Below are 25,418 nucleotides of genomic sequence, written 5' to 3'. Positions count from 1 at the left end.
TTGACAAGACAAATGTAGAATTGTAATTTTAATTAAAAAAATATTTCATCGATAAAATACATAATAAATCGATGAAATACATAAAAATAAACAAAATAAGAAAAATTTCTTACAAATAAATAATTTAGACATAGTAGTAATTCTACAATTTTGACGCCTTTAATTGTTGAAATGTTTGATTTATTAATTTATTTGATTGAAAAAAAATGTTTTTAAGATAAATAGATAAAAAAAGAGCCACCTATTTAATAAATAGATGGCTCTTTTGAAAGCAATTATAAAATTATCGTTTAACTATTCTTACTGTTTTAGTATTGTTTCCTTGAGTTACAATCATTGAATAAACTCCACTTGGATATGAACTTCCGATAGTTGCATTTTCTAGTTCATTTGAATCTAAGTTTATTGATTCAATTTGTCTTCCAGTTAAATCATATACTGAAATAGAAGTGTTTTTATTAAAAATTGTATTCGTTTTAATGTTGAAGCTATCACTAAATGGATTTGGATAGATAGAAACATTAAATTCTACATTACTTAAACTCGCTTCATCAAGGATTCTATTGGTAATAAAACCTTGTTTAACAATAGAACATGTTGAACCATATGGTCCGAAATCTGGTTCATTTGGTAATTTTACACATACTTGAACACTATAAATACCTGGTGCGATTCCAGCAAAATTATTTAAAGTAAATCTATTATATAAATTAGTGTAAGTTGCATTATATCCAGATCCGTTAAATATTCTGAAACGGTAAGAAGTTGCACCATTAATCGGATTAGCTGTTATCAATTCTGAATTACTATTTACGGTATAATTATTACAAAATGTTGATGCTAATTGTGTAGTTGGATGGGCTGGTGTATTGATATCACATGGAGTACCATAAGGTAAGAAGGTACCATCCATGTTTCTTAAAGAAACTTCTACTCTATAAGTACTTGCAAACAAGATTCCTGACAATTGTGTCATGTTGAACCTATTCATACCTTGAGTAATTTCTTGTGAAGCCCCTGTTGGAACACCTGCAATTACTCTTGTAACTCTAAATCTATAAGAAGTAACATTAGAAACTACTCCTGCATTTATCCATTGGTTCATTGCTGTTAATGTACTTCCACATTGTGCTCCAATTGTTGAAACTGGATTTGGTGTGTTTAAGTAACATGGTGTACCAAAGAAAGGTTGCCATACATTGTTGTATCGTACTGCAATCTCAAACATATATCTCGAGTTGTAAGTAGTTCCCAGAACGTTCGCCAAAGAAATATTATTTACTGGTCTGTCAATGATAACTGGTGCAGCAATTGGTGCATTAGTATTCATATCCACTTTAGTGATTTTGAATCTATATCCTTGAGCAAAATTAGTCCAGTTTGTTGTAACAGTTGAGTTTAAACCTGCAAGGGTTGTACCACAAGTCCCTGATGGTAATGACCCTACAATTGGTGTACAGGCATTGTCGATAATTCCGTTACAATCGTTATCTAATCCATCATAACAAACATCAACAGCATTAGGATTTACATTTGCTCTTGTATCATCACAGTCAGTTCCAAAAATTACATAACCTAAAGGTTGAGAACATGATTGAGTTGAAACATTTGGATTTCCAAAACCATCATTATCTAAATCTTGATAATAAGTATTTAAGGCATTAGAAGCGGCATTGTTATCATTACAATCTAAATTATTAATTACAAAACCAACAGGTTGTGAACAAGCTTGAGAAGAAACTAATGGATTACCAAAAGTATCACCGTCTAAATCTTGGTAGAATGTAATTAATACATTTTGAGTATTGTTGTTATCATTACAATCTGTATTGTTAGCAACACCACAAGCCACAATTGTATTAGAACCGAAACCATCGTTATCAGCATCTAAATATTGAATTTGGTTATCATTACAATCAGAATTATCTAAAACATAACCAACTGGTTGAGAACAAGCTTGAGTAGAAACTGAAGGATTACCAAAAGTATCACCATCTAAATCTTGGTAGAATGTGATTAATACATTTTGAGTATTGTTGTTATCATTACAATCAGTATTGTTAGCAACACCACAAGCCACAATTGTATTAGAACCGAAACCATCGTTGTCAGCATCTAAATATTGAATTTGGTTATCATTACAATCTGTATTATCTAAAACATAACCAACAGGTTGCGAACAAGCTTGAATAGAAACTGATGGATTTCCAAAAGTATCACCGTCAATATCTTGATAGAATGTAATTAATACATTTTGAGTATTGTTGTTATCATTACAATCTGTATTGTTAGCAACACCACAAGCAACAATTGTTGAAGAACCAAAACCATCGTTGTCAGCATCTAAATATTGTATTTCGTTGTCATTACAATCTGTATTATCCAAAACATAACCAACAGGTTGCGAACAAGCTTGAGTAGAAACTGAAGGATTACCAAATGTATCACCATCAATATCTTGATAGAATGTAATTAATACATTTTGAGTATTGTTGTTATCATTACAATCTGTATTGTTAGCAACACCACAAGCAACAATTGTTGAAGAACCAAAACCATCGTTGTCAGCATCTAAATATTGTATTTCGTTGTCATTACAATCTGTATTATCCAAAACATAACCAACAGGTTGCGAACAAGCTTGAGTAGAAACTGAAGGATTACCAAATGTATCACCATCAATATCTTGATAGAATGTAATTAAAATATTTTGAGTATTGTTGTTATCATTACAATCTGTATTGTTAGCAACACCACAAGCCACAATTGTAGTAGAACCGAAACCATCGTTGTCAGCATCTAAATATTGAATTTGGTTGTCGTTACAATCAGAATTATTTAATACATAACCAACAGGTTGCGAACATGCTTGAGTAGAAACTGAAGGATTTCCAAAAGTATCACCATCAATATCTTGGTAGAATGTAATTAATACATTTTGAGTATTATTGTTATCATTACAATCTGTATTGTTAGCAACACCACAAGCTACAATTGTTGTAGAACCGAAACCATCATTGTCAGCATCTAAATATTGTATTTCGTTATCATTACAATCTGTATTGTTTAAAACATATCCAACAGGTTGTGTACACGCTTGAATAGTTACTGCAGGATTACCAAAAGTATCACCATCAATATCTTGATAGAATGTGATAATTGTACCTCCATTTGTAACAACAACAGTTTGAGTTTGAGTTGAAGTATTTCCGTTACCATCATTGTATGTCCAAGTCACAGTGTAAGTTCCTTGAGTACTGTATGTTAAAGCATCAGTTGTTGTACCAGTAATAGTTCCAGCACAAGCATCAGTTGCAGCAGGAGCTGTTACAGTAGCAGAACATTGTCCAGTTACAGTTGGTAAAGAAGCTACATTTGCTACTGGAGCATTAGTATCGTCAATAACAACTGTTTGAGTTTGAGTTGAAGTATTTCCGTTACCATCATTGTATGTCCAAGTCACAGTGAAAGTTCCTTGAGTACTGTATGTTAAAGCATCAGTTGTAGTACCAGTAATAGTCCCAGCACAAGCATCAGTTGCAGTTGGAGCTGTTACAGTTGCAGAACATTGACCAGTTACAGTTGGTAAAGAAGCTACGTTTGCTACTGGAGCAATAGTATCGTCAACAATTACCGTTTGAGTTTGAGTTGAAGTATTTCCGTTACCATCATTGTATGTCCAAGTAATGTTATAAGTTCCTTGAGCGTTGTATGTTAAAGGTGAAGCAGTTGTACCAGTAATTGTACCAGCACAAGCATCAGTTGCAGTTGGAGCTGTTACAGTTGCAGAACATTGACCAGTTACAGTTGGTAAAGAAGCTACGTTTGCTATAGGAGCAATAGTATCGTCAACAACAACTGTTTGAGTTTGAGTTGAAGTATTTCCGTTACCATCATTATAAGTCCAAGTTACAGTGTAAGTTCCTTGAGTATTGTATGTTAATGCATCAGTTGTAGTACCAGAAATAATTCCAGCACAAGCATCAGTTGCAGTAGGAGCCGTTAGAGTAGCAGAACATTGACCAGTTACAGTTGGTAAAGAAGCTACGTTTGCTATAGGAGCAATAGTATCGTCAACAACAACTGTTTGAGTTTGAGTTGAAGTATTTCCGTTACCATCATTGTATGTCCAAGTAATGTTATAAGTTCCTTGAGTATTGTATGTTAAAGCATCAGTTGTAGTACCAGTAATAGTTCCTGCACAAGCATCAGTTGCAGTAGGAGCTGTTACAGAAGCAGAACATTGACCAGTTACAGTTGGTAAAGAAGCTACGTTTGCTACTGGAGCAATGGTATCGTCAACAATTACTGTTTGAGTTTGAGTTGAAGTATTTCCGTCACCATCATTGTAAGTCCAAGTAATGTTGTATGTTCCTTGGGCATTGTATGTTAAAGGTGAAGCAGTTGTACCAGTAATAATTCCAGCACAAGCATCAGTTGCAGTAGGAGCCGTTACAGAAGCAGAACATTGACCAGTTACAGTTGGTAAAGAAGCTACATTTGCTACTGGAGCAATAGTATCATCAACAACTACAGTTTGAGTTTGAGTTGAAGTATTTCCGTTACCATCATTGTAAGTCCATGTAATGTTGTATGTTCCTTTGGCATTGTATGTTAAAGGTGAAGCAGTTGTACCAGTAATTGTACCAGCACAAGCATCAGTTGCAGTAGGAGCTGTTACAGTAGCAGAACATTGACCAGTTACAGTTGGTAAAGAAGCTACATTTGCTACTGGAGCAATAGTATCATCAACAACTACAGTTTGAGTTTGAGTTGAAGTATTTCCGTTACCATCATTGTAAGTCCAAGTAATGTTGTATGTTCCTTTGGCATTGTATGTTAAAGGTGAAGCAGTTGTACCAGTAATTGTACCAGCACAAGCATCAGTTGCAGTAGGAGCTGTTACAGAAGCAGAACATTGACCAGTTACAGTTGGTAAAGAAGCTACGTTTGCTACTGGAGCAATGGTATCGTCAACAATTACTGTTTGAGTTTGAGTTGAAGTATTTCCGTCACCATCATTGTAAGTCCAAGTAATGTTGTATGTTCCTTGGGCATTGTATGTTAAAGGTGAAGCAGTTGTACCAGTAATAATTCCAGCACAAGCATCAGTTGCAGTAGGAGCCGTTACAGAAGCAGAACATTGACCAGTTACAGTTGGTAAAGAAGCTACATTTGCTACTGGAGCAATAGTATCATCAACAACTACAGTTTGAGTTTGAGTTGAAGTATTTCCGTTACCATCATTGTAAGTCCATGTAATGTTGTATGTTCCTTTGGCATTGTATGTTAAAGGTGAAGCAGTTGTACCAGTAATTGTACCAGCACAAGCATCAGTTGCAGTAGGAGCTGTTACAGTAGCAGAACATTGACCAGTTACAGTTGGTAAAGAAGCTACATTTGCTACTGGAGCAATAGTATCATCAACAACTACAGTTTGAGTTTGAGTTGAAGTATTTCCGTTACCATCATTGTAAGTCCAAGTAATGTTATAAGTTCCTTGAGCGTTATATGTTAAAGGTGAAGCTGTTGTACCAGTAATAGTTCCAGCACAAGCATCAGTTGCAGTAGGAGCCGTTACAGTAGCAGAACATTGACCAGTTACAGTTTGTAAAGAAGCTACGTTTGCTACTGGAGCAATAGTATCGTCAACAATTACAGATTGTGATTGGAATGATTGGTTACCTCTATTATCAGTATAAGTCCAAAGGATTGAATATGTTCCTTGAGCAGAATAAGTTAATGGATCTGTGGTAGTTCCATTAATAGTTCCCATACAATTATCAGTTGCAGTAGGTGTTTGTGTAATATTTACTGAACATTGTCCTGAAATTGTAGGTAATGTTGTTACGTTTGCTACTGGAGCAGTCGTATCTGTAATAGTAACTGTTTGAAATTGGTTAGAAGTATTTCCGTTACCATCATTGTAAGTCCAATAAATTTGGTAAGTTCCTTGAGCATTATATGTCAAAGGTGAGTTTGTAGTTCCAGTAATTTGACCATAACAATTACTTGTTGCTGTTGGAGCAGTTACAGTTACAGAACATTGAGCCGTTATAGTTGGTAATGATGCAACATTTGGAACCGGTGCAGTACAATTTGTATTTATTGTAAATGTTCTTGCACTAGTTGTTGTTGAATTACAAGTATTGAATACAGTTACATTTGCTGTTCCTGCAGTTGCAACATCAGTTGCATTTATAGCAGCAGTTAATTGAGTTGAACTAACAAAAGTTGTTGTTCTATTTGCTCCATTCCATCTTACAATTGATTCTCCACTAACAAAGTTTGAACCATTTACAGTTAAAGTAAAGGCACCAGAACCTGCAAGTCTAGAATTTGGATTAACTGAGTCATTTGTTGGATTTGGTTTTACAGTAACAATAACTTCATCTCTATTACTTTTTACAGCACCTAATTTCCAATTAAAAAATTGAAAGAAAGTTCCTGTTCCACTATTTCCAGTTATTGATATATTACCACTTGTTATAGGATAAATAATTCCAGTTGTAGCTCTAATCAATGTATTACTTGTTCCCGAAAGTTGTCTTGAAACTAATCTTAAACCATTTGCTACTGGTAAAAAGAAATCTAAATCGATATCTTTACTTCCGGTAGTTGTTAATCTAATTACTTTTGATTCAAGCATTACACCTGAGCTGTTTTGTAATTCTACTAAAATGTCACCAACTACAGTATTGTTTATAGCTACTGATTTTAGTTTAGTTGGAGTGGTACAATTGAATATTAAATATCTATTTGCTAGAGCAGTATTAGTTGCACCAGTTCCAGAAACAGTTGCAGGACCAACATTTGCTGGAGTTACTTCTCTTTCAACCCAATATGATGTATTTGATGTTAAAGCTGGCGTAGTATAAGCAGCAGTTGAAGCTAAAGGAGTTGTTGATATAGCACTATTATACCATCTTATTGTGCCAGTTCCAGTTGCAGATAAGGCAGCAGTTTGTCCTGTACAAATTGTTACATCACTTGCTGTTGGTACCGATGTTGAAGGTACCATAGTAACATTAAGTGTAGTAGTAGCATTATTTGTTAAAGTAACAGATATTGTTTGTGTGGCATAACCTGGAGCTTCAAAAATTACATTGTAAGTTCCAGCAATTTGAACTTTGTGATAATCACCTTTTGTGGGAGAAGTTTCAACCCATGAACCAAAGTTATCAAATGTTCCTCCAATATACACTTTTGCATGTATTGGATTCCCAGATTGATCAGTAACTATACCATGTAAACCGTAACTAGCTTGTTTTACAAAGTTTAATAATGCTTGTCTATTTCTATCCCAAAAGAAAGGTAAATTTGCAGCAGCAGGAGTTTTTAAATCTGAAATTTCAACCGTTATTTCTTTGCTATGATCAAAATAGTTGCTGGCATCTTGTCGTCCGCCATAAACAGAATACCATGCAGCACCGTTTGTTGTACCGGGAAATTGACCCGTATTATAGACAGCATCCATATAATTTAAATTCCCATCAGCAGTTTGACACAATTGTGCGTATTCTATAGAAACAAATTTAAAGTAAGTATCATGTGGATGATAACTAAAGTTTCCTGTTCCTGGAGTATTAGAAGTATCTAATGGGAAATTTATAACTTCTGTTCCACCATGATAGTTTGCTGCCAAAACAAAATTTCTAGTTGCTTGAAAATTCATAAAAGCAACTGTTTCTAGTTGGTAAGCATTTCCATCGTCATGTAACCCACCAATTGCGTCAGCATAATTTCTATTTAAATCTACACCTAAAGAATTTGCTCTTGTAGGAGTATTTGTAGCTCCACCTGGATTATAAATATCATTTCCAGCAGTTTTATATGAACCATCTGGATTTGCTAATGGATTTATGTATAATTCAGTTCCATTAACTAAGTTAGTAATTTCAGATAATGAACCGTAATTAGTTAATAAATAATCAATAAAACGAAGCATTGTTGGGTAGCCTGTAATTTCGTCACCGTGCATTGATGAGGTATAGAAAAACTCTGGTTCCGTTTCATCAGTACTGGCATTATCAGAAATTTTCAGAACGTACAATGTTCTTCCAAGAGCAGTTGTGCCGATACTTTGTAAAGTACACAAACTTGGATATGTTGTTGCCCAATATTGCATTTTTGCTACGTATTCAGAATATCTAGGATAAGCATCCCATGTAGTATCCCATGCAGCTGCAGCTCTATTTGCTGTAAGCTCCTGAGGGATTTCGTTGTCTTCAGCAGTAACTTCATAAGGCAATCCATAAGTTAGGAACTTCTGAAATTGCTCTTTGTTAGCATAAACTTCTGCTTTCAATTCATTTTCATCCACAGCTTTATGGCTGACAGATACAATTCTATTGATTTCTAAGAACTGCGCTTTACTATTTGCTTTAAAAGTAAAAATGACTTCACCTTTTTCTTTCAAATAATACATTGCTTTTTCGTAAGAACTACCTTTCTGCGCAAAAGAAGCGCTTGAAAATAAGATAGTTAACAATAATACAAGAGTAAATTTTTTCATTTTATTAGGGTTTTGAACGACAAACCTAAAAAATACTTCTTTTCTGACAAAATATTTTATCGATAAAATGCATATAATATCGATAAAATACATAAAAAGATATTTAATGAAATATTTATCTTACAAATAGTAATTTATGTTTTTTTGTACTCTACTTTATCACATCAAAAAAAACTGCGCAAATTCAATAGGCATTTGCGCAGTTTTCAATGGAATACTTTGTGGAATTTGTTTGAAACTAAAATTTTCCTTGATTTTTTGTATACGAAATGCAATTCTATGAATCTGGCATATTTTAGATATATTTATTTTCTAAAAAAAAAATGACTTTAAATCATTTACAAATTTTTTGTTATCAAAACCCTTTACCTTTTTTATAATTAGAATTTCTTTAGAATTTTTAAAAATTTTAAACATAAAAAAACGGTTTAGCGTACACTAAACCGTTGATTTCTAAAACTTAATTCGTAGTAGCGAGGACGGGAGTTGAACCCGTGACCTCAGGGTTATGAATCCTGCGCTCTAACCAACTGAGCTACCTCGCCTGATGTGGCATTCCCTGAATGCGGGTGCAAATATAAGACTAATATAACATTGTCCAAATAATAAATTGAAAAAAAATATTTTTTTTCTTGACTGCTTTTTTAAATAAAAATTATATATTTCGCAAAAAATTACATTATGTCACCAAAAGTACGTTACGAAATAGAATTTCCTATAAATTCTTCTCCTCAATTACTATATCAATATATTTCAACTCCTTCTGGATTACAAGAATGGTTTGCTGATATTGTAAATTCTAGAGGAGAGTTTTTTACTTTTGAATGGGACGACACAGAAGAGCATGCTCGACTAGCCTCCAAAAAAACTGGCGAAAAAGTAAAATTCAAATGGATTGATGATAACAAAAAAGATACAGAATACTATTTTGAACTTAGAATTTTAGAAGATGAAATTACTAAAGATGTCTCTTTAATGGTTGTAGATTTTGCAATCGAAGAAGAATTAGACGAATCTAAACAACTATGGGAAAATCAAGTTTCCGATTTAAAACATGTTATTGGTTCTGTTTAAAAATCATTTTTAAAACTTATATTTGTCCCGTCTTATTCTAATAAAGAGACGGGATTTTTTTATGATTAATTACAACGGCGAAATTCAATCTTCAGACACTACTTTGTCTAATCTTAATAGAGGTTTTTTATATGGTGATGGTGTTTTTGAAACACTAAAAATCGTAAATAATAAAATCTTATTTATTGAAGATCATTATTTTAGATTAATGGCTTCTATGCGAATTGTAAGAATGCAAATCCCAAACAATTTCACTTTAGAATACATAGAAGAGCAAGTTTTGAATTTGGCGAAAGCTAACAATTGTGAAAATTCAGCTCGTGTAAGATTAACCGTTTTTAGAAACGATGGCGGATTTTATCTACCACAAACAAGAACTGTTTCATTTTTAATTCAAGTTTCACCATTAAATGAAACGCATTATTCCTTTTCGGATGCAATGTATGAAGTAGATTTATACAAAGATTTTTACATCACAAAGCAATTACTTTCTACTATCAAAACTACCAATAAGATGATAAACATAACTGGTAGTATTTTTGCTGATGAAAATGATTTGCAAAATTGTTTGCTTCTGAATAACGAAAAAAACGTAGTTGAAGCATTGAATGGAAATATCTTAATGTTAATTGGAAATCAATTAATAACACCATCTATTGAAGACGGCTGTTTAAATGGAATCATGAGAAAGCAAGTACTCCAAGTTGCGAGAAAATTTGAAAATATTGAAGTTTTAGAGCAATCAATTTCACCTTTCGATTTGCAAAAAGCTGATGAATTATTTATTACCAATGTAATTACAGGAATTCAACCGATTTCAAAATACCGCAAAAAGGAATACAAAAGTGATTTATCTAAAGTGCTATTGGAGAAAATTAATGACTTAATTTAGAATTGGATTTTCTGGTGCGTTAGACCAAATAACATATTCGCCACCTAATTCGATAATTTTTTCTTTCCAAAATTGCTTTGAAGATTTACTCAAAATCGAAGCTTGATAATTATTAGCTGTGATTATCCACGAGTTGGCTTGTAGTTCATCTTCCAATTGGTTAGAACTCCAACCGGTGTAACCCAAGAAAAAGCGAATATCTTCCTTATTGATTTTACCATCGTTGATTAAGTTCTTGGTCAATTCAAAATCGCCACCCCAAAAAATTCCATTTGAAATTTCAATACTATTTGGAATCAACTCAGGAATGGTGTGAATGAAATATAAATTGTCTTGTTCCACTGGTCCGCCATTGTAGATGACAAACGAACCGTTAATCTCTGGAAGCAAATCGTTTATGGTATATTCAAGAGGTTTGTTCAAAATAAATCCGACAGAACCTTCTTCGTTATGGTCGGCCAATAAAATAACAGACCTATTAAAAGATAAGTCGCCAATTATGGATGGTTCTGCTATTAAAAGTTGTCCTTTTTGGAGTTTTTCAGATGTCATTTTGACGCAATTTTAACTAAAAGTACGAATAAAAGTTATAAAACCAAATTTTAGAGCAAAAAAAAACCATTCGATAAACGAATGGTTTTCTATATCAAAGATAAACTAGATTAGTTTACAGAACCTTCTAAGTCTGCTCCAGCTTTAAATTTTACTACATTTTTAGCAGCGATTTTGATAGTTTTTCCTGTTTGAGGATTTCTTCCGTCTCTAGCAGCTCTTTTAGATACTGACCATGATCCGAAACCTACTAAAGATACTCTTCCACCTTTTTTCAAAGTTGATCCTACGTTTCCTAAAAATGATTCTAAAGCTAATTTTGCAGCTGCTTTTGTAATTCCTGCGTCAGCAGCAATAGCATCGATTAATTCTGATTTGTTCATAATAATAGTTATTAATTGTTGGTTAAACTTTTTTGTTAATCAAAACAAATTTAGTAGAAATTACAGACTACACAAGTGTTTCACATCATTTTTAGCTATTTTGTTAATAACTCGCGCAGTTTGTTAATAAAAGCATTGGTTTTGAGCAAAAAAATCTTATTTTTTCAATGATTGCAATGCCTTACACCGCTTTCGCGTTGGTTGAAAACGTTATTCCGTTTAACAATTCGAAGCTTTTCATTCTCTTTTTTCCAGGAAACTGTAAACTTAGTATTTCTAAAAATCCATTATTAACAGCTATTTTGATTTCTTTCTTAGTTGTAATGATACTTCCAGTTTCAAAATTATGTGATTCTTCAACCAATTTTGCTTCGTATAGTTTTACATTCCATTCTTCTGTTCCATCTTTGAAGAAACACCAAGCACTTGGATAAGGAGATAATCCTCTTATTAAGTTATAAATTTCAACACCTGATTTAGAAAAATCAATTTTACAATTTTCTTTATTTAATTTGTAAGCTGTTTTAATATCAGATGAATCGGTTTGAATTGTGGTAACAACATTTCCTTCTGCTATTAAAGCTAATGTTTCAACAACAGCTTCACTTCCAATTGCCATTAATCGGTCATGTAATTCTCCAGCACTTTCTGTAAATGAAATTGGAGTTTCTTTACTCAAAATCATAGCCCCAGTATCAATTTTATCATCAATAAAAAAGGTGGTAACTCCTGTTTTAGTTTCTCCATTTATTATTGCCCAATTAATTGGTGCTGCACCACGATAATTTGGTAGGAGTGATGCATGTAAATTAAAGGTTCCTAATGAAGGCATTTTCCAAACTACTTCGGGTAACATTCTAAAAGCAACAACTACTTGTAGATTGGCATTTAAATTTTTCAATTCTGTTAAAAAACTTTCGTCTTTTAAATTGGTTGGTTGCAATAAATTCAAATTATTTTCTAAAGCATATTCCTTTACTGCAGAATATTTTATTTTTTGTCCACGACCTGCTGGTTTGTCAGCTGCTGTTATCACTCCAACAACCTCGTAGTTATTTTTAATTATGGTATCCAAAATGCCAACAGCAAATTCTGGAGTTCCCATAAATACGATTCTTAATTTTTCCATTTTATGCTGAATTTACTTGTTCTGAATTTATTTCAGAATTTTGTACAATTATTTTATTGAGTAATTATTATTTGGCTTAACAATAATAGTATCGTTTTCCATTAAATTTTGAAGTGCAAAGATAACATCGTCTTTTGGATATTTGGTCAACTTTTGAATATCTCTCGAACTCATTTCTTGAATTTTCAGCAAGCTAATTATTTTTTCAGAAAGTGTTGAAGTATCCGTCTTGTTTTTCTTTTTGGAAATACAATAGGAGCAAACACCGCAATCTTTTTTGATTGTTTCACCAAAATATTCTAAAAGCAATTTACTCTTACAAGTTTTTTCTTCCTTTATATAATGTAAAACTGATTTTAGTTGTTCGGTTTTGAGTTTGTTTTGGGCTTCAAGATATTTTACAACTCTACTAATCGTTCGTTCATCTTCTCGAACTTCATTGAATGTAAGCGTGGCATCATTGTTTTTAGCATGCAATTCGATTACTTCCTTTTCATTTAATTTGTGAAGAATAGCTAAAACTTTACTTTCATCACAATTGGATTTTTTAGCAATCAAAGAAATATTAATCACCGATTGCGATTCGTAAACTCCTGGATTAGTTCGTAAAATGGTTAAAATGACTTCTTCATCTTGCGGATTCAAACTCATATAACGAATAACTTCTTTAGACGGAATTATAAATTGTAAAGTGATTTTCTCAGTAAATTCTTGTGATAAACTGATGATTCCTTGTCCGTCTAAAAATTGTAAAGCATTGTAAACTTTTAAAACAGGAAAGTTATATTTGGCACAAAAATGATTGATGTTAAAACTGAATTTCTCGTCAATTCCTTCGCCATAAGCAATTTGAAAATAGTTGCAAAGTTTTACAAAAACCAAATTCAAGAATGCTTTATCTGATAAAATGCTAAGAAATTGCGCCTCAACATGAATCACATCGGAAGGATTTGTGAGCAAAACTGCAAATGCTTTTTCGCCATTTCTTCCTGCGCGTCCGGCTTCTTGATAATAGTTTTCGAGATTGGGTGGAATGTGTAAATGAATTACCGTTTTTACATTGGCTTTATCAATTCCCATTCCGAAAGCGTTGGTGGCAACCATCGTTTGTACTTTCTCGTCCATCCAAAGTTTCATGTGATTTTCTTTGTCTTTTGAAGATAAACCACCATGATAATAAGTTGCCGAAAATCCTAAAGATTCTAATTGCTTAACCGTTTCCGAACAGGATTTTCTATTCGTAACATATATGATTGATGGCTGCGGATTTTTCTTCAAAATTTGCTCCATCAAATGCAATTTGTCTTCTACATTAAAAACCATATACGCCAAATTTTCTCTAGCAAATGATTTTACAAAAATCGCAGGATTGTCGAGTTGCAATTGTGTAATTATATCTTCTTGAACTCTTTTAGTTGCCGAAGCTGTTAGTGCCAAAAAAGCCACTTTCGGGAAATATTCTTTGAGTTTGGAAATTTTTAAATAGGCTGGTCTAAAATCGTGACCCCATTGCGATACACAATGTGCTTCGTCAATAGCGATTAAATTTATAGGAAGACCTTTTATGCGTTCTAAAATCCAATCGCTTTGTAGTCGTTCTGGCGATAAATAGAGGAATTTATAATTTCCATATTGGCAATTGTCTAATAAATCAATGATTTCATCTGAAGCAATTCCGCCAGTTAATGCAATGGCTTTGATTCCTTTGTTTTGCAAATTTTGAACTTGGTCTTTCATCAAGGCGATTAATGGTGAAATGACCAAACAAATACCTTCCATCATCATGGCAGGTACTTGAAACGTGATTGATTTTCCACCGCCAGTTGGCATTAATCCAAACGTGTCTTTTCCTGCTAAAACGGAAGCAATTATGTCTTCTTGCGGAGTTCTAAACGCATCGTGATTCCAATATTTTTGAAGGATTTCTAATGGTTTAGACATTCTTGAAAAGTAAAATTAATGTGTAAAATACCAATAATTAGGTAAACAAATTTACACAAATTATTTTATATCGAAAGTTGTGATAAAATGAAATTTGAACGTTCCTCAACCGTTCCTTTTGGAACTTCGATTAAGTTGTAACCATATTTTTGATAAGTTTCTACTAGGTGATTGTAGATTAATTTGGCTTGTTCGAAGTTTTCATAACGCTCATCATCGCTAACGTATATTTCTTCCCATGGTGGAAGGATGAAAATTCTATCATAATTGTGGTCGCGACAAGCTTGATCAAAAAAGGATGGATAACTGTCACCAATGTAATGCATGTAAGCCAAAACATCTGGAATTCCTCTGTCTAGGAAAACAGTCTTATGTGGTTCGTTTTTGGCATTTTGGTATTGTTTTTTTCTTCCTTCAAGGAGTAACTCGCTGAAAAGTAGTGGTTTTTCTAGAAAAAGTTGTTCGATACCTTGTTTTTGTGCCTCGCTAATAATTTCGCGCGAAACCTCAGGATAACAACAATATCCTTTTGATAATAAATTATCTATAATTGTTGTTTTTCCTGTTCCTGGACCGCCAATAATAACTACAATTTCCTTTTCCAAAATTTTTTGAAATAAGGCGCAAATTTATTGAATTGTTTTAGATAATCGAGGTTGTTTTGTAATTTTATTTTCTATTCGATGCAATTACAGATTAGCCCTGATTGTAGTGGCACGAAGTAGAACGAAAAGCAGGAATATGGAAACCAAGAAAGCCCAACCCATTCGCTCCTAAAAAAAACTAAAAACTAAACAAATTGTAATATCAAAAATGTATATTTGCGTTTATTTTAATTTCAAGAATGGATAAGAAGACGGAAGAATTTTACATTCGGCTGAAGGAAGAATTGGGAAATACTTCTGAGTGGCCAACAGAATACCTTTACAAATTTATTGTGCCAACTGATGCTAAAAAAATTGAGGAAGTTGAAAATGCTTTTGACAATATGGGCGCAGTAATAAAAACACATCAATCTAAAGCAGGAAAATATACGAGTGTTTCTATCAATGTAATGATGGAATCGCCAGCAGATGTGGTTGAAAAATACATAGAAGTTTCTTCGATTGAAGGAATAATTTCATTTTAATATGGTACCAAAATATATAAAAGAAAATGCTAACGATGTGGTATTCAATTTAGAATACAACGCAGAACGTTCGCATTTAATCATTCCAGAGTATGGTCGTCATTTGCAAAAATTGATTGACTTGGCTGTGGCAATTGAAGACAAAACCGAACGCAATAAAGCGGCAAAATACATTATTCAAGTGATGGGAAGTTTGAATCCGCATTTGCGTGATGTTCCAGATTTTCAGCACAAATTGTGGGATCAGATTTTTATTATGTCTGATTTTAAATTGGATGTAGATTCACCTTATCCAATTCCGACGCGTGATGTAATCAATTTGAAACCAGAGCGTTTGGCGTATCCACAAAAAAACCCAAAATATCGTTTTTATGGTAATAATATTAAATACATGATAGAAGTTGCCAACAAATGGGAGGAGGGCGAAATGAAAAGTGCGTTGGTAAAAGTAATTGCCAATCACATGAAAAAATCGTATTTGAGTTGGAATAAAGATACTGTGACTGATGCCGTAATTTTCGAACATCTTTTCGAATTATCTGATGGAAGAATCAATCTAACAGGAAGCGAAGAAGAACTTTCGACTACAAATGATTTGATTAGAACTAACAAAAAGGTTTCAAACAAATCACAATTGCAACAAAAAAACATGAAAATTCAAGGGTTCAAAAAACCAATTCCTGGTAAAAAACCTTTTGTAAAAAATAATAATAATCCAAAACCTTAATTTGTATACTGTATACTGTAAAATTGTAAATCGATTTTACAGTATACAGTATACAATTTTACATTATACAGAAAAAAATGGGAACTTTTCAAATTGAAGGAGGCATTAGACTAAAAGGTGATGTTATACCACAAGGAGCAAAAAATGAAGCATTGCAAGTTTTATGTCCTGCTTTATTAACATCAGAAAAAGTAAGAGTTACAAACATTCCTGATATCATTGATGTCAATAAATTGATTACATTATTAGGAAATTTAGGAGTTAAAATTCAAAAAAATGGTCCAGGTGATTATACTTTTCAAGCTGACGAAGTAAATGTAGACTACTTAAAAACAGAAGCTTTCAAGAAAGAAGGAGGAAGTTTGAGAGGTTCTATTATGATTGTTGGTCCACTTTTAGCTCGTTTTGGATGTGGTTATATTCCAAAACCAGGTGGCGATAAAATTGGAAGAAGAAGATTAGATACTCACTTTGAAGGATTCATCAATCTTGGTGCAAAATTCCGTTATGAAAGAGAAGACCATTTTTATGGTGTTGAAGTTGATGGAAAACTAAAAGGAGCTTACATGTTGTTAGATGAAGCTTCGGTAACAGGAACTGCCAATATTGTTATGGCAGCTGTTTTAGCTGAAGGAACAACAACTATTTACAATGCTGCTTGCGAACCTTATTTGCAACAATTGTGTAAAATGTTGAACTCAATGGGAGCAAACATTAAAGGTGTTGGTTCAAATTTATTAGTTATTGAAGGAGTTGATTCTCTTGGTGGATGCGAACACAGAATTCTTCCAGATATGATTGAAATTGGTTCTTGGATTGGTCTTGCGGCGATGACAAGAAGTGAAATTACAATCAAAAATGTATCTTGGGATAATTTAGGTGTGATTCCGAGTGTGTTTAGAAAATTAGGAATTACGCTTGAAAGAAGAGGTGACGATATTTATATTCCAACGCATGAAAACTATGAAGTGAAAACCGATATTGATGGTTCTATTTTGACTATTGCAGATGCGCCATGGCCAGGATTTACACCAGATTTATTGAGTATTGTTTTAGTAGTTGCAACGCAGGCAAATGGTGATGTCTTGATTCATCAAAAAATGTTTGAAAGCCGTTTGTTCTTCGTGGATAAATTGATTGATATGGGTGCTAAAATTATGTTATGTGATCCGCACAGAGCTGTGGTTATGGGACATAATTTCAAATCACAATTGAAAGCAACAGTTATGAGTTCGCCAGATATTAGAGCCGGAATTTCGTTGTTAATTGCTGCACTTTCTGCTAAAGGAACTTCGACTATTCAAAATATTGAGCAAATTGATAGAGGTTACGAAAGAATTGACGAACGATTGAGAGCTTTAGGAGCGAATATTGTTCGTGTATAATTTTAGAATATAGAAAAAAGAATATAGAAAATAGAGGCGCAAATTGTGCCTCTTTTCATTTTACAACTATGGAAACCTATATAATCATACTTCTTTGCATAGCCTCTTTCTTCGCAGGATTTGTCGATGCTATTGTTGGCGGTGGCGGATTGATTCAAACTCCAGTGGCTCTGATTTTATTGCCCAATGTTGCTGTTTCTTCTATTATTGGTTCGTTGAAAATTCCTGCGTTTAGCGGAACTTCGTTCGCAGCAAGACAATATTTGAAAAAAGTAACTATGAATTGGAAATTGCTAATAATCATGGCAATTGTAGCATTTATTTCGGCATTTTTGGGTTCAACACTTTTGACTTATGTTAGTAGTGATTTTATGAAACCATTGCTTTTCGTTGTTTTGATTTTGATAGCGATTTACACTTTCATGAAAAAGAATTTTGGTAGCCATCAAGCAAAGAATTTATCAGAAAGTGATTTACTTTTTTATGGAATATTGATGAGTATCGTAATTGGTTTCTACGATGGATTCATTGGTCCGGGAACAGGGAGTTTTTTAGTTCTTGGATTTGTAGCCATTCTTGGTTTCGATTTTCTTCACGCTTCTGCCAATGCTAAAATGGTGAATTTGGCAACCAATTTTGGTTCGATTTGTCTTTTCGTATTAAAAGGTAAAATTATATGGGCAATTGCAATTCCGATGGCGGTTTGTAATGCACTTGGTGGTTTTATTGGAGCAAAATTGGCAATCAAAAAAGGAAATGGATTTATAAGAATCTTCTTTTTAATTGTAGTAATTGGAACACTGATTAGATTTGGATATGATGTTTTTGTAAAATAAAATTCCAAATTCCAATACTTCATCGATAAGTTTGGAATTTGGAATTTCGTATTATAAATTTAATAAGTTTTTACTCTACTATATTCAAAAATTTTAGGCCAAAAATAACTGCATCACCTTGATAACCATTTTGATACGAACGAACGTAATCTACGCGAAACATTCTGAATTTTCCGAAACCTAAATTATCTAAACCAATAGTAAATTCTTGATAAGGTTTTCTGTCAGGAACTGATAAGTTATGAAATCCTAATACCAACTGTGAACCAAATTTATTTAACAATGGAATTTTATTCATAATATATCCTTTGTCATTGTGTTCTGCATGGAATTCTAAATAGCTATCATTTGTACTTGCTGTATAATACGGTAAGTTATTAAAAACATTCGTATAACCATCACCACCAGATATGTGTGTTTGATTTCCATTAAAGTGTTTGTAATCAACAAAAGCAATATTTTCTGCATTAAAAAATTTTCCTGCTTTTAAATTTAATTTCATGTTACCTTTATTTCCAACAGATAAATCGTGTGTAATTCTTCCACTAAGGAAATCATATTCATATTTTTTCTCTGAAGCTGAAAATCCTTTTTCGTAACCAAAATACAATGTTGGTGACTTTTCATTTCCAATGTTAAACTTTCCATCAGGTCTAGTCCAATATTTTTGTCCGAACTTAATTCTAGTATTAATATTGGCTTTTACTAAATTGTATTTTTCAAAAGCTGGTGTTACAAAATCAAATGGCGCCAACGGATTGTTTGAAGTATAAATATCGGATGATTTAACAGAACTTTGATCACTAGTGTTCCACAATGGTTTTCTTTCAGAATATTCTAAACCTACATTTAAGTTTAATCCATTAACTACTTCACGTCCAAAATTGGCTGAAACAAAATTCTTTTCATACAATTTCATGAAGTTATTTTTGAAAAATAGACTACTAATTGAATTAACATTATTAGAAATTGGGTTGCTCGAATTGAATTGATTTACAGCACTTCCTCCAGATATATTTATGTAAGTATCGTTGGTGTTATTAAACTTATGATAAAACATTCCTGTAGCACGCAATTGATTTTCTGAAAAACCATAATCTAATTTTGTAGCTATTCTTGTAAAACTTCTTTTTTCTTCATCTCTTTTATTGAATGAAAATCCAACTTGAGTTTTCCATCCTTGAACTGTGTTAAACGTTGTTGAAAGTAAAGGGCCATCATAATTTAAAGACCATTTTTTAAAGGAATTAGAATAGCTGTATCCAAAAATGATATCGGTAAATTTAAATTTGTTTCTTTTTCCATCAATTGAATCTAGATATTTTTCAGATTTCTTTTTAGTTTGAAGAATGTCTTTTTTAGTATAATCGGTACTTTCTTCAACAGTTAATGGAACTGGTCTGATAGTTTCCCAAAAAGCATCTTCTTTTTTATTGGCGTTTTCCTCAAATTTCAGCACTTCAGCTGTAAAGGTTTTCTTTTCAAATTTCTCTGGGAATTCAAAATTTGAAAAAACATGAGTAAACGTTCCGTTTATGTTTATGCCTAACATTCCGGCTTCAAAGTCGATTGTTTGTGTGTTTTTTGTCCAGATTTTAGTTTTTGTATTGAAACTATAATTTTGTTTTAAAGTTAATTTATTCAATGCAGGATTTTGCATTTGACTACCAGTTATAGATAAATCTACAGCATAAATGGCATACGATTCGTCTACTATATATAGGTATCCTTCCATAGCTGGTTCGGATGTCCTTTTGGGTGTAACCTTAATTTTATTAATTACTTTATTGTTTTCATCAGCAAAGGAACCTTCAAATTTATATTTGTAGTAATTAAAAGCATTATCTGCAATTGGAGAAATTACTTTTACATCAAAATCTAAATAATTTTCATAGAAGTCAAAGTTGGCTTGTGCTGCATTATTGAAACTAAATCCATTATCATTTCCGCTTACTTTTGATGCAATGATAGTCTCTTTTAATTTGTCTGGTTTTTGAAAAGTAATTTTCGAAACGGTTTCAGATAAATATAAAATTCCACTTCTAGTTGAATCTATTACTTCATCAAAGAAATCTAATTTTTGTCCCAATATAGTTTTAGGCAGATTCTTTACTCTAAAAATTCCTCTCGAATAGAAATCAGCATTGTATTTCTCAGTTAGTTTTGAGTTTTCCTTGCGATTTGCAATAGCATTTTTAATTATCTCAATAGCAGGATTTACATTTGGATTAATGACTACTTCATTAAGTTTAATTTCTTCCTCTACTAAAGTGACATCTACTGTTTGTGAAGTTTTTCTAGTTTCAACTACTTTTTTTTCAGTTTTATAACCAAGGTATTGATATAGTATAACATAAGTACCTTCCAATTTTAGATTCAATTCATATTTACCTTGCTCGTTTGATGTTGTGCTAATGTAAGTGTCCTTTACATATATATTTACAAAAGACATAGGTTTACCATTAGAATCAGTAACAGTTCCTTTAATTTGAGAAAAGCTTAAGATTGAAAATAACAATAATAGGATAGAGGTAATTTTTTTCATTTGTATGGTGTTTTTTTATAGACGATTATTAATATGAAAAGGTTGTATCAGTTCTATTTTATATTGGTTTTATAAATGTAACTTGGATTTTTTATAAAAACGACTGCAAAGCCAATTCGTAACTCTTCAAACCAAAACCTATAATAACACCTTTTGCATTTGGTGAGATAAAAGACTGATGTCTGAAAGTTTCTCTCGAAAAGGTATTAGAAATATGAACTTCAATTGTTGGTGAAGTTATTGCTTTTACAGCATCGCCAATTCCTATTGAAGTATGTGTGTAAGCTGCTGCATTCAAAATTATGCCATCAAAAGAAAAACCAACCTCTTGAATTTTTGAAATTAATTCACCTTCTATGTTACTTTGATAATAACTTAAATCAATAGAAGGATATTTAGATTTTAATTGATTGAAATACGCTTCAAAAGTTTCATTTCCATAAACTTCGGGTTCTCTTTTTCCTAAGAGATTTAAATTTGGGCCGTTGATAATGATAATCTTCATATGAATAGGTTTATGTAAAAGTAAAAAAACCGCTCATATAAATAAGCGGTTTTAGAAAAGTTTATGATATTTTTAGAAAAGGTAACCCAGTGATGCTTGAACTACACTATTCTTTACATCAGCATCGCGTTTAGGTTCTGTTAATCCTAATCCATATCTTCCTTGAACGAAGAAATGTTTTCCAAATTTATAACCAAGACCACCTGCAACAGCAAAATCAAAGGTATTTGAATCTCCAGCTTTAACTTCATTTCTCTCGCTTAATAAAAAGGATGCTTGCGGACCAAGTTCCATACTTAAATGGTCTGTAAGATAAAATTTAGCCAAAACAGGAATTGAAATATAACCCAATTCATTTTTGATTTCCTCATTAAGATTCTTTAGACTTGCGCCTTGAGTAGAGTAAAGTAGTTCTGGTTGAAGAGAGAAATTCTTAAAAATCTTTAATTCAACAAGTAATCCTGCGTGAAAATTAGTAATAGCATCGGTATTTACATCTGTGCCAGTATAATTAGCATAGTTTATTCCTGCTTTAAGTCCAAGTCTTGCAAAAGAGGTTTCTTGGGCGATACTTTTTGAGCCAAAAAGTAGTAAGATTACTACTAATACGACGTTTTTTTTGAGTTTTTGCATAAAAAAAGTAGGGTTTTAAAATGAGACGTGTTTTTAGTTATTAACGAAATTGTTTATAAGTTATTGTGTGTCAAAACCTTTTGTTGTTGAAATTGTTAATAACTCTGTTGATAACTCTAAATGTTAATATAAATGATTAAAAAGAGAATAGGTTTAACTTTGTCCTATTAATTTTAAACAAAATAAAACATGAAAAAAATTATTTTAACAGTAGCTGCAGTATTCGCTTTCGGATTTGCTAACGCTCAAGACAAAAAAGAATCTTCTGAAGGATTTTCTAAAGGTGATGTATTTGTAACAGGTGCTTTTTCTTTTAACAGTACAAAAGACAACAATGCTCCAGAATCAAAAACTAACTTTTTCGAACTTGCTCCACAAGTTAATTATTTTTTAACTGAGAATATCTCTTTAGGTGCTAAAGTTGGTTTTTCTTCTGATAAAGCTGAGACTGCAAATGTTGACACAAAAGATATGTCAACTGTAACTTTTGGATTACAAGGAAGATATTACTTTACTCCAGCTTCTAAATTTTCTTTATTTACAGGTTTAGGATTTGATTACAATTCTAAAACTAACAATTTATCTACTCCAGAAGTTAAAACTAATGGTTTTGATGTAACTTTAGACTTAGGTTTAAACTACTTCGTAGCTGAAAACTGGTCAATCGAAGCTAATTTTGCTGCGTTAAACTTTGCGTCAGAAAAAGTTGACGTTTCTGGTGCAGAAAACGAAACTTCTTTTGGTTTAGGAGCAAACATGAGAGCTATCTCTTTCGGAGTTAACTACAAATTCTAATCTAAATTTTAGATTATATTATAGAAAACCTCACTTCGGTGAGGTTTTTTTTTACACTGAACTCTTGAACTGAATTTATTTCAGTTTATTTCTGAGTCTTTCCAATTTCAGAATTTTTCCAATATATTTGAATAATGAATTGGACTACTTTTATTAAAAGCTATCAGTCGTATCTTAAAATTGAAAGGGGATTGTCAAAAAATACTATTGATAATTATACTTTTGATATAGAGCGACTTTGTCTTTTTTTAGAACAAAATGGAATAGAAGTTTCTCCAGTAAAAATCTCTGAAGAAACCATCCAACAATTTATTTATACAATTTCAAAAGAAGTTAATGCTCGTTCTCAAGCAAGAATAATTTCTGGTTTAAAGAGTTTCTTTTCCTATTTAATATTTGAAGATTATCGCTCTGACAATCCAATGGAGTTAATTGAAGCTCCAAGATTAGGTAGAAAACTTCCTGATACTTTATCTATTCAAGACATTGACGCACTTATAGAAGCAATTGATTTATCTAAACCAGAAGGTGAAAGAAACAGAGCAATGCTTGAAACACTATATGGTTGTGGATTGCGTGTTTCCGAATTAGTTAATCTTAAAATTTCTGATTTATTTTTTGACGAAGGTTTCATTAAAATAACAGGAAAGGGAAATAAACAACGATTTGTTCCAATTAGTGCTGTTACACAAAAGTTTATTTTACTTTACAAAGACCTTGTAAGAAATCACCTTATTATAAACAAAGGTCATGAAGATACTTTGTTTCTCAACAGAAGAGGAAGACAACTTACAAGAGCTATGGTTTTTACGATTATTAAAGATTTAGCCGTCAAAATTAATCTTAATAAATCCATAAGCCCACATACTTTTAGACACTCATTTGCAACTCATTTACTCGAAAATGGTGCCGATTTGCGTGCCATTCAGCTTATGCTTGGTCATGAATCAATAACTACTACAGAGATTTATGTCCATCTAGATAGAAAGCATTTAACTCAAATTATGAACTCCTTTCACCCAAGGAAATAATTGTTAATTTTCTTTCTTGTAGAAATCTTTCTACGCTTAATTTTTACTTTCAGAGATTTTAATATTTTCCTTTGTATTGTAAAAAAATACAATTTTGAAAACACTTTATATTGACGATCAAACGATTAACGAAATTAGAAATCAGTTTGCAGTTTCAGCTTCAGGAATTGGAATATGGGATTGGGATTTGGTTACTAATCAAGTATATTATTCACAAGAATCTTTAAAAATTCTTGAGATGGATGATTTTAGTTTTGCTATTTCTACTCCAGAAGAATGGGATGAAAAAGTACACCCTGATGATAGGGATCTTTATTTCGGAAATATTAAAAAGCATTTTGAAAATGAAATTCCATACTACGAAACTTGTCATCGAGTATTATGTAATGGTAAATATAAATGGATTCTTGATAGGGGTAAAGTGGTATTAAGAGATGATGAAGGTAAACCACTCAGAATTGTTGGAACTCATACCGATATTTCTTCACAGAAGGAGCGAGAGCAAAATCTAGAAGAAACTATAGTTTTAATAAATAATCAAAAAAATAAATTACTCAATTTTGCATATATAGTTTCACATAATTTAAAAAATCATGCTGGAAATTTAGGTACTTTAATAAAACTCAATGAAAATAAAATGTTTGAACAGAATGAGTTTTTATCATATATAAAAACTGTTTCTAATGAGTTGTCAAGTACTATTGATAATCTTTCAGACCTAATAAAAGTTCAAAACAATCAAAATATAAATAAAGAACAACTGAATCTTAATGTGTATTTAAAAAAAGTTTTTAATATTCTTATGGAAGATGTTCATCATTCAAAAGTAAATATTGTTAACTTGGTTTCTATAGATGAAACTGTATTTTTTAATCCTGCATATTTAGAAAGTATTCTACTTAATTTAACTTCAAATGCAATAAGATATTCTTCGCCAGATAGAGAACCAAAGATAACATATTCTGTTTATTCAGTCGATGGTTATAAAGTATTAAAGATTGAAGATAACGGTGTCGGAATTGACTTAGAGCGTTATGGAGATCATCTCTTTGGTTTGTTTAAAACATTTCATTCTAATAAAGATTCAAATGGTATTGGGCTACATATTACCAAAAATCAAATAGAAGCTTTGGGAGGTAAAATTGAGGTTGAAAGTACTGTTGATAAAGGTTCTGTTTTTAAAGTTTATTTCAAAAGTTAATCAAGTTTTAAAAGTAATATAATTCTTGTTAAAATACTTAAAATTGCATCTAAAAGTGTATTTTAACGTATAAAACACGCATTTAATCGATGTTAATTTTATATTTGTTTTAAGTTTTTAAAGTTTTTTTAGCAATTTTAAAGAT

18 protein-coding genes and 1 tRNA gene are annotated in these 25,418 nt (G+C 32.0%); 9 read left to right on the top strand and 10 right to left on the bottom strand.

Annotated elements, in window-relative coordinates; genetic code table 11:
* Positions 1-283: 283 nt before the first annotated feature.
* The gene (locus ABD766_RS02285) at positions 284-8,515 is read right to left on the bottom strand and encodes an HYR-like domain-containing protein (RefSeq protein WP_344815184.1); all 8,232 of its coding nucleotides are present in this window, start codon (positions 8,513-8,515) and stop codon (positions 284-286) included.
* A gap of 471 nt (positions 8,516-8,986) precedes the next feature.
* Positions 8,987-9,060 (bottom strand) — tRNA-Met (locus tag ABD766_RS02280).
* Between the two features lie 136 nt (positions 9,061-9,196).
* Here ABD766_RS02280 and ABD766_RS02275 point away from each other — a divergent pair.
* Positions 9,197-9,589, top strand: a complete 393-nt coding sequence (locus tag ABD766_RS02275; RefSeq protein WP_344815183.1) for an START-like domain-containing protein — start codon at positions 9,197-9,199, stop codon at positions 9,587-9,589.
* A gap of 61 nt (positions 9,590-9,650) precedes the next feature.
* On the top strand, positions 9,651-10,481 hold the full coding sequence (locus tag ABD766_RS02270; protein ID WP_344815182.1) for an aminotransferase class IV: 831 nt from the start codon (positions 9,651-9,653) through the stop codon (positions 10,479-10,481).
* On the opposite strand, the gene ABD766_RS02265 is transcribed toward ABD766_RS02270, so the two are convergent.
* From ABD766_RS02265 to ABD766_RS02245, 5 genes are all read right to left on the bottom strand, one after another.
* Positions 10,473-11,033, bottom strand: a complete 561-nt coding sequence (locus tag ABD766_RS02265; protein WP_344815181.1) for a YqgE/AlgH family protein — start codon at positions 11,031-11,033, stop codon at positions 10,473-10,475. The two genes, ABD766_RS02270 and ABD766_RS02265, sit on opposite strands and share 9 nt — an antisense overlap.
* A 110-nt stretch (positions 11,034-11,143) precedes the next feature.
* On the bottom strand, positions 11,144-11,416 hold the full coding sequence (locus ABD766_RS02260) for an HU family DNA-binding protein (RefSeq protein WP_298115502.1): 273 nt from the start codon (positions 11,414-11,416) through the stop codon (positions 11,144-11,146).
* Between the two features lie 181 nt (positions 11,417-11,597).
* The gene (gene fmt / locus ABD766_RS02255; protein ID WP_344815180.1) at positions 11,598-12,545 is read right to left on the bottom strand and encodes a methionyl-tRNA formyltransferase; all 948 of its coding nucleotides are present in this window, start codon (positions 12,543-12,545) and stop codon (positions 11,598-11,600) included.
* 48 nt (positions 12,546-12,593) lie between these two features.
* Positions 12,594-14,486: a RecQ family ATP-dependent DNA helicase gene (locus tag ABD766_RS02250; protein ID WP_344815179.1), complete on the bottom strand. Its 1,893-nt coding sequence runs from the start codon at positions 14,484-14,486 to the stop codon at positions 12,594-12,596.
* Positions 14,487-14,551: 65 nt separating this feature from the next.
* A complete protein-coding gene (locus tag ABD766_RS02245; protein ID WP_344815178.1) occupies positions 14,552-15,091 on the bottom strand; it encodes an AAA family ATPase in 540 nt (179 codons plus the stop codon).
* A gap of 239 nt (positions 15,092-15,330) precedes the next feature.
* Between ABD766_RS02245 and ABD766_RS02240 the strand changes: the two genes are divergently transcribed.
* The 4 genes from ABD766_RS02240 to ABD766_RS02225 all read left to right on the top strand — a co-directional run bounded on the left by ABD766_RS02240 (position 15,331) and on the right by ABD766_RS02225 (position 18,563).
* Positions 15,331-15,615, top strand: coding sequence for a DUF493 family protein (locus tag ABD766_RS02240; RefSeq protein ID WP_298306661.1), 285 nt, complete (start codon positions 15,331-15,333; stop codon positions 15,613-15,615).
* 1 nt (position 15,616) lies between these two features.
* The gene (locus ABD766_RS02235; protein WP_344815177.1) at positions 15,617-16,342 is read left to right on the top strand and encodes a DUF4290 domain-containing protein; all 726 of its coding nucleotides are present in this window, start codon (positions 15,617-15,619) and stop codon (positions 16,340-16,342) included.
* 77 nt (positions 16,343-16,419) lie between these two features.
* Positions 16,420-17,727, top strand: a complete 1,308-nt coding sequence (gene murA / locus ABD766_RS02230; protein ID WP_344815176.1) for a UDP-N-acetylglucosamine 1-carboxyvinyltransferase — start codon at positions 16,420-16,422, stop codon at positions 17,725-17,727.
* Positions 17,728-17,795: 68 nt separating this feature from the next.
* Positions 17,796-18,563: a sulfite exporter TauE/SafE family protein gene (locus ABD766_RS02225; protein WP_344815175.1), complete on the top strand. Its 768-nt coding sequence runs from the start codon at positions 17,796-17,798 to the stop codon at positions 18,561-18,563.
* Between the two features lie 70 nt (positions 18,564-18,633).
* Here the strand turns inward: ABD766_RS02225 and ABD766_RS02220 are convergent, their stop codons facing one another.
* The 3 genes from ABD766_RS02220 to ABD766_RS02210 form a co-directional block, all read right to left on the bottom strand.
* Positions 18,634-21,108 carry a DUF5686 and carboxypeptidase regulatory-like domain-containing protein gene (locus ABD766_RS02220; protein ID WP_344815174.1) on the bottom strand — a complete coding sequence of 825 codons (2,475 nt, stop codon included), beginning with the start codon at positions 21,106-21,108 and terminating at the stop codon, positions 18,634-18,636.
* Between the two features lie 91 nt (positions 21,109-21,199).
* Complete coding sequence (locus ABD766_RS02215) at positions 21,200-21,613, bottom strand: type II 3-dehydroquinate dehydratase (RefSeq protein WP_344815173.1); 414 nt, start codon at positions 21,611-21,613, stop codon at positions 21,200-21,202.
* A 72-nt stretch (positions 21,614-21,685) separates the two neighbouring features.
* Positions 21,686-22,246: a porin family protein gene (locus tag ABD766_RS02210; protein ID WP_344815172.1), complete on the bottom strand. Its 561-nt coding sequence runs from the start codon at positions 22,244-22,246 to the stop codon at positions 21,686-21,688.
* Positions 22,247-22,435: 189 nt separating this feature from the next.
* Between ABD766_RS02210 and ABD766_RS02205 the strand changes: the two genes are divergently transcribed.
* From ABD766_RS02205 to ABD766_RS02195, 3 genes are all read left to right on the top strand, one after another.
* A complete protein-coding gene (locus tag ABD766_RS02205; protein ID WP_344815171.1) occupies positions 22,436-23,041 on the top strand; it encodes an OmpW family outer membrane protein in 606 nt (201 codons plus the stop codon).
* A 134-nt stretch (positions 23,042-23,175) separates the two neighbouring features.
* Positions 23,176-24,072 carry a site-specific tyrosine recombinase XerD gene (xerD, locus tag ABD766_RS02200; protein ID WP_344815170.1) on the top strand — a complete coding sequence of 299 codons (897 nt, stop codon included), beginning with the start codon at positions 23,176-23,178 and terminating at the stop codon, positions 24,070-24,072.
* Between the two features lie 94 nt (positions 24,073-24,166).
* A complete protein-coding gene (locus ABD766_RS02195; protein ID WP_344815169.1) occupies positions 24,167-25,273 on the top strand; it encodes a sensor histidine kinase in 1,107 nt (368 codons plus the stop codon).
* The last annotated feature ends 145 nt before the right edge of the window (positions 25,274-25,418 follow it).

It is taken from the genome of Flavobacterium cheonanense (assembly GCF_039539185.1).
GTDB lineage: Bacteria > Bacteroidota > Bacteroidia > Flavobacteriales > Flavobacteriaceae > Flavobacterium > Flavobacterium cheonanense.
The sequence above is the reverse complement of the archived record's forward strand: the minus strand, read 5'-3'. Positions and strand labels throughout refer to the sequence as shown.

What these genes read in the sequence shown, in the direction of transcription:
- ABD766_RS02285 (WP_344815184.1), bottom strand. Translation starts at nt 8,515, where the DNA reads ATGAAAAAATTTACTCTTGTATTATTGTTAACTATCTTATTTTCAAGC.
- ABD766_RS02275 (WP_344815183.1), top strand. Translation starts at nt 9,197, where the DNA reads ATGTCACCAAAAGTACGTTACGAAATAGAATTTCCTATAAATTCTTCT.
- ABD766_RS02270 (WP_344815182.1), top strand. Translation starts at nt 9,651, where the DNA reads ATGATTAATTACAACGGCGAAATTCAATCTTCAGACACTACTTTGTCT.
- ABD766_RS02265 (WP_344815181.1), bottom strand. Translation starts at nt 11,033, where the DNA reads ATGACATCTGAAAAACTCCAAAAAGGACAACTTTTAATAGCAGAACCA.
- ABD766_RS02260 (WP_298115502.1), bottom strand. Translation starts at nt 11,416, where the DNA reads ATGAACAAATCAGAATTAATCGATGCTATTGCTGCTGACGCAGGAATT.
- fmt (WP_344815180.1), bottom strand. Translation starts at nt 12,545, where the DNA reads ATGGAAAAATTAAGAATCGTATTTATGGGAACTCCAGAATTTGCTGTT.
- ABD766_RS02250 (WP_344815179.1), bottom strand. Translation starts at nt 14,486, where the DNA reads ATGTCTAAACCATTAGAAATCCTTCAAAAATATTGGAATCACGATGCG.
- ABD766_RS02240 (WP_298306661.1), top strand. Translation starts at nt 15,331, where the DNA reads ATGGATAAGAAGACGGAAGAATTTTACATTCGGCTGAAGGAAGAATTG.
- ABD766_RS02235 (WP_344815177.1), top strand. Translation starts at nt 15,617, where the DNA reads ATGGTACCAAAATATATAAAAGAAAATGCTAACGATGTGGTATTCAAT.
- murA (WP_344815176.1), top strand. Translation starts at nt 16,420, where the DNA reads ATGGGAACTTTTCAAATTGAAGGAGGCATTAGACTAAAAGGTGATGTT.
- ABD766_RS02225 (WP_344815175.1), top strand. Translation starts at nt 17,796, where the DNA reads ATGGAAACCTATATAATCATACTTCTTTGCATAGCCTCTTTCTTCGCA.
- ABD766_RS02220 (WP_344815174.1), bottom strand. Translation starts at nt 21,108, where the DNA reads ATGAAAAAAATTACCTCTATCCTATTATTGTTATTTTCAATCTTAAGC.
- ABD766_RS02215 (WP_344815173.1), bottom strand. Translation starts at nt 21,613, where the DNA reads ATGAAGATTATCATTATCAACGGCCCAAATTTAAATCTCTTAGGAAAA.
- ABD766_RS02210 (WP_344815172.1), bottom strand. Translation starts at nt 22,246, where the DNA reads ATGCAAAAACTCAAAAAAAACGTCGTATTAGTAGTAATCTTACTACTT.
- ABD766_RS02205 (WP_344815171.1), top strand. Translation starts at nt 22,436, where the DNA reads ATGAAAAAAATTATTTTAACAGTAGCTGCAGTATTCGCTTTCGGATTT.
- xerD (WP_344815170.1), top strand. Translation starts at nt 23,176, where the DNA reads ATGAATTGGACTACTTTTATTAAAAGCTATCAGTCGTATCTTAAAATT.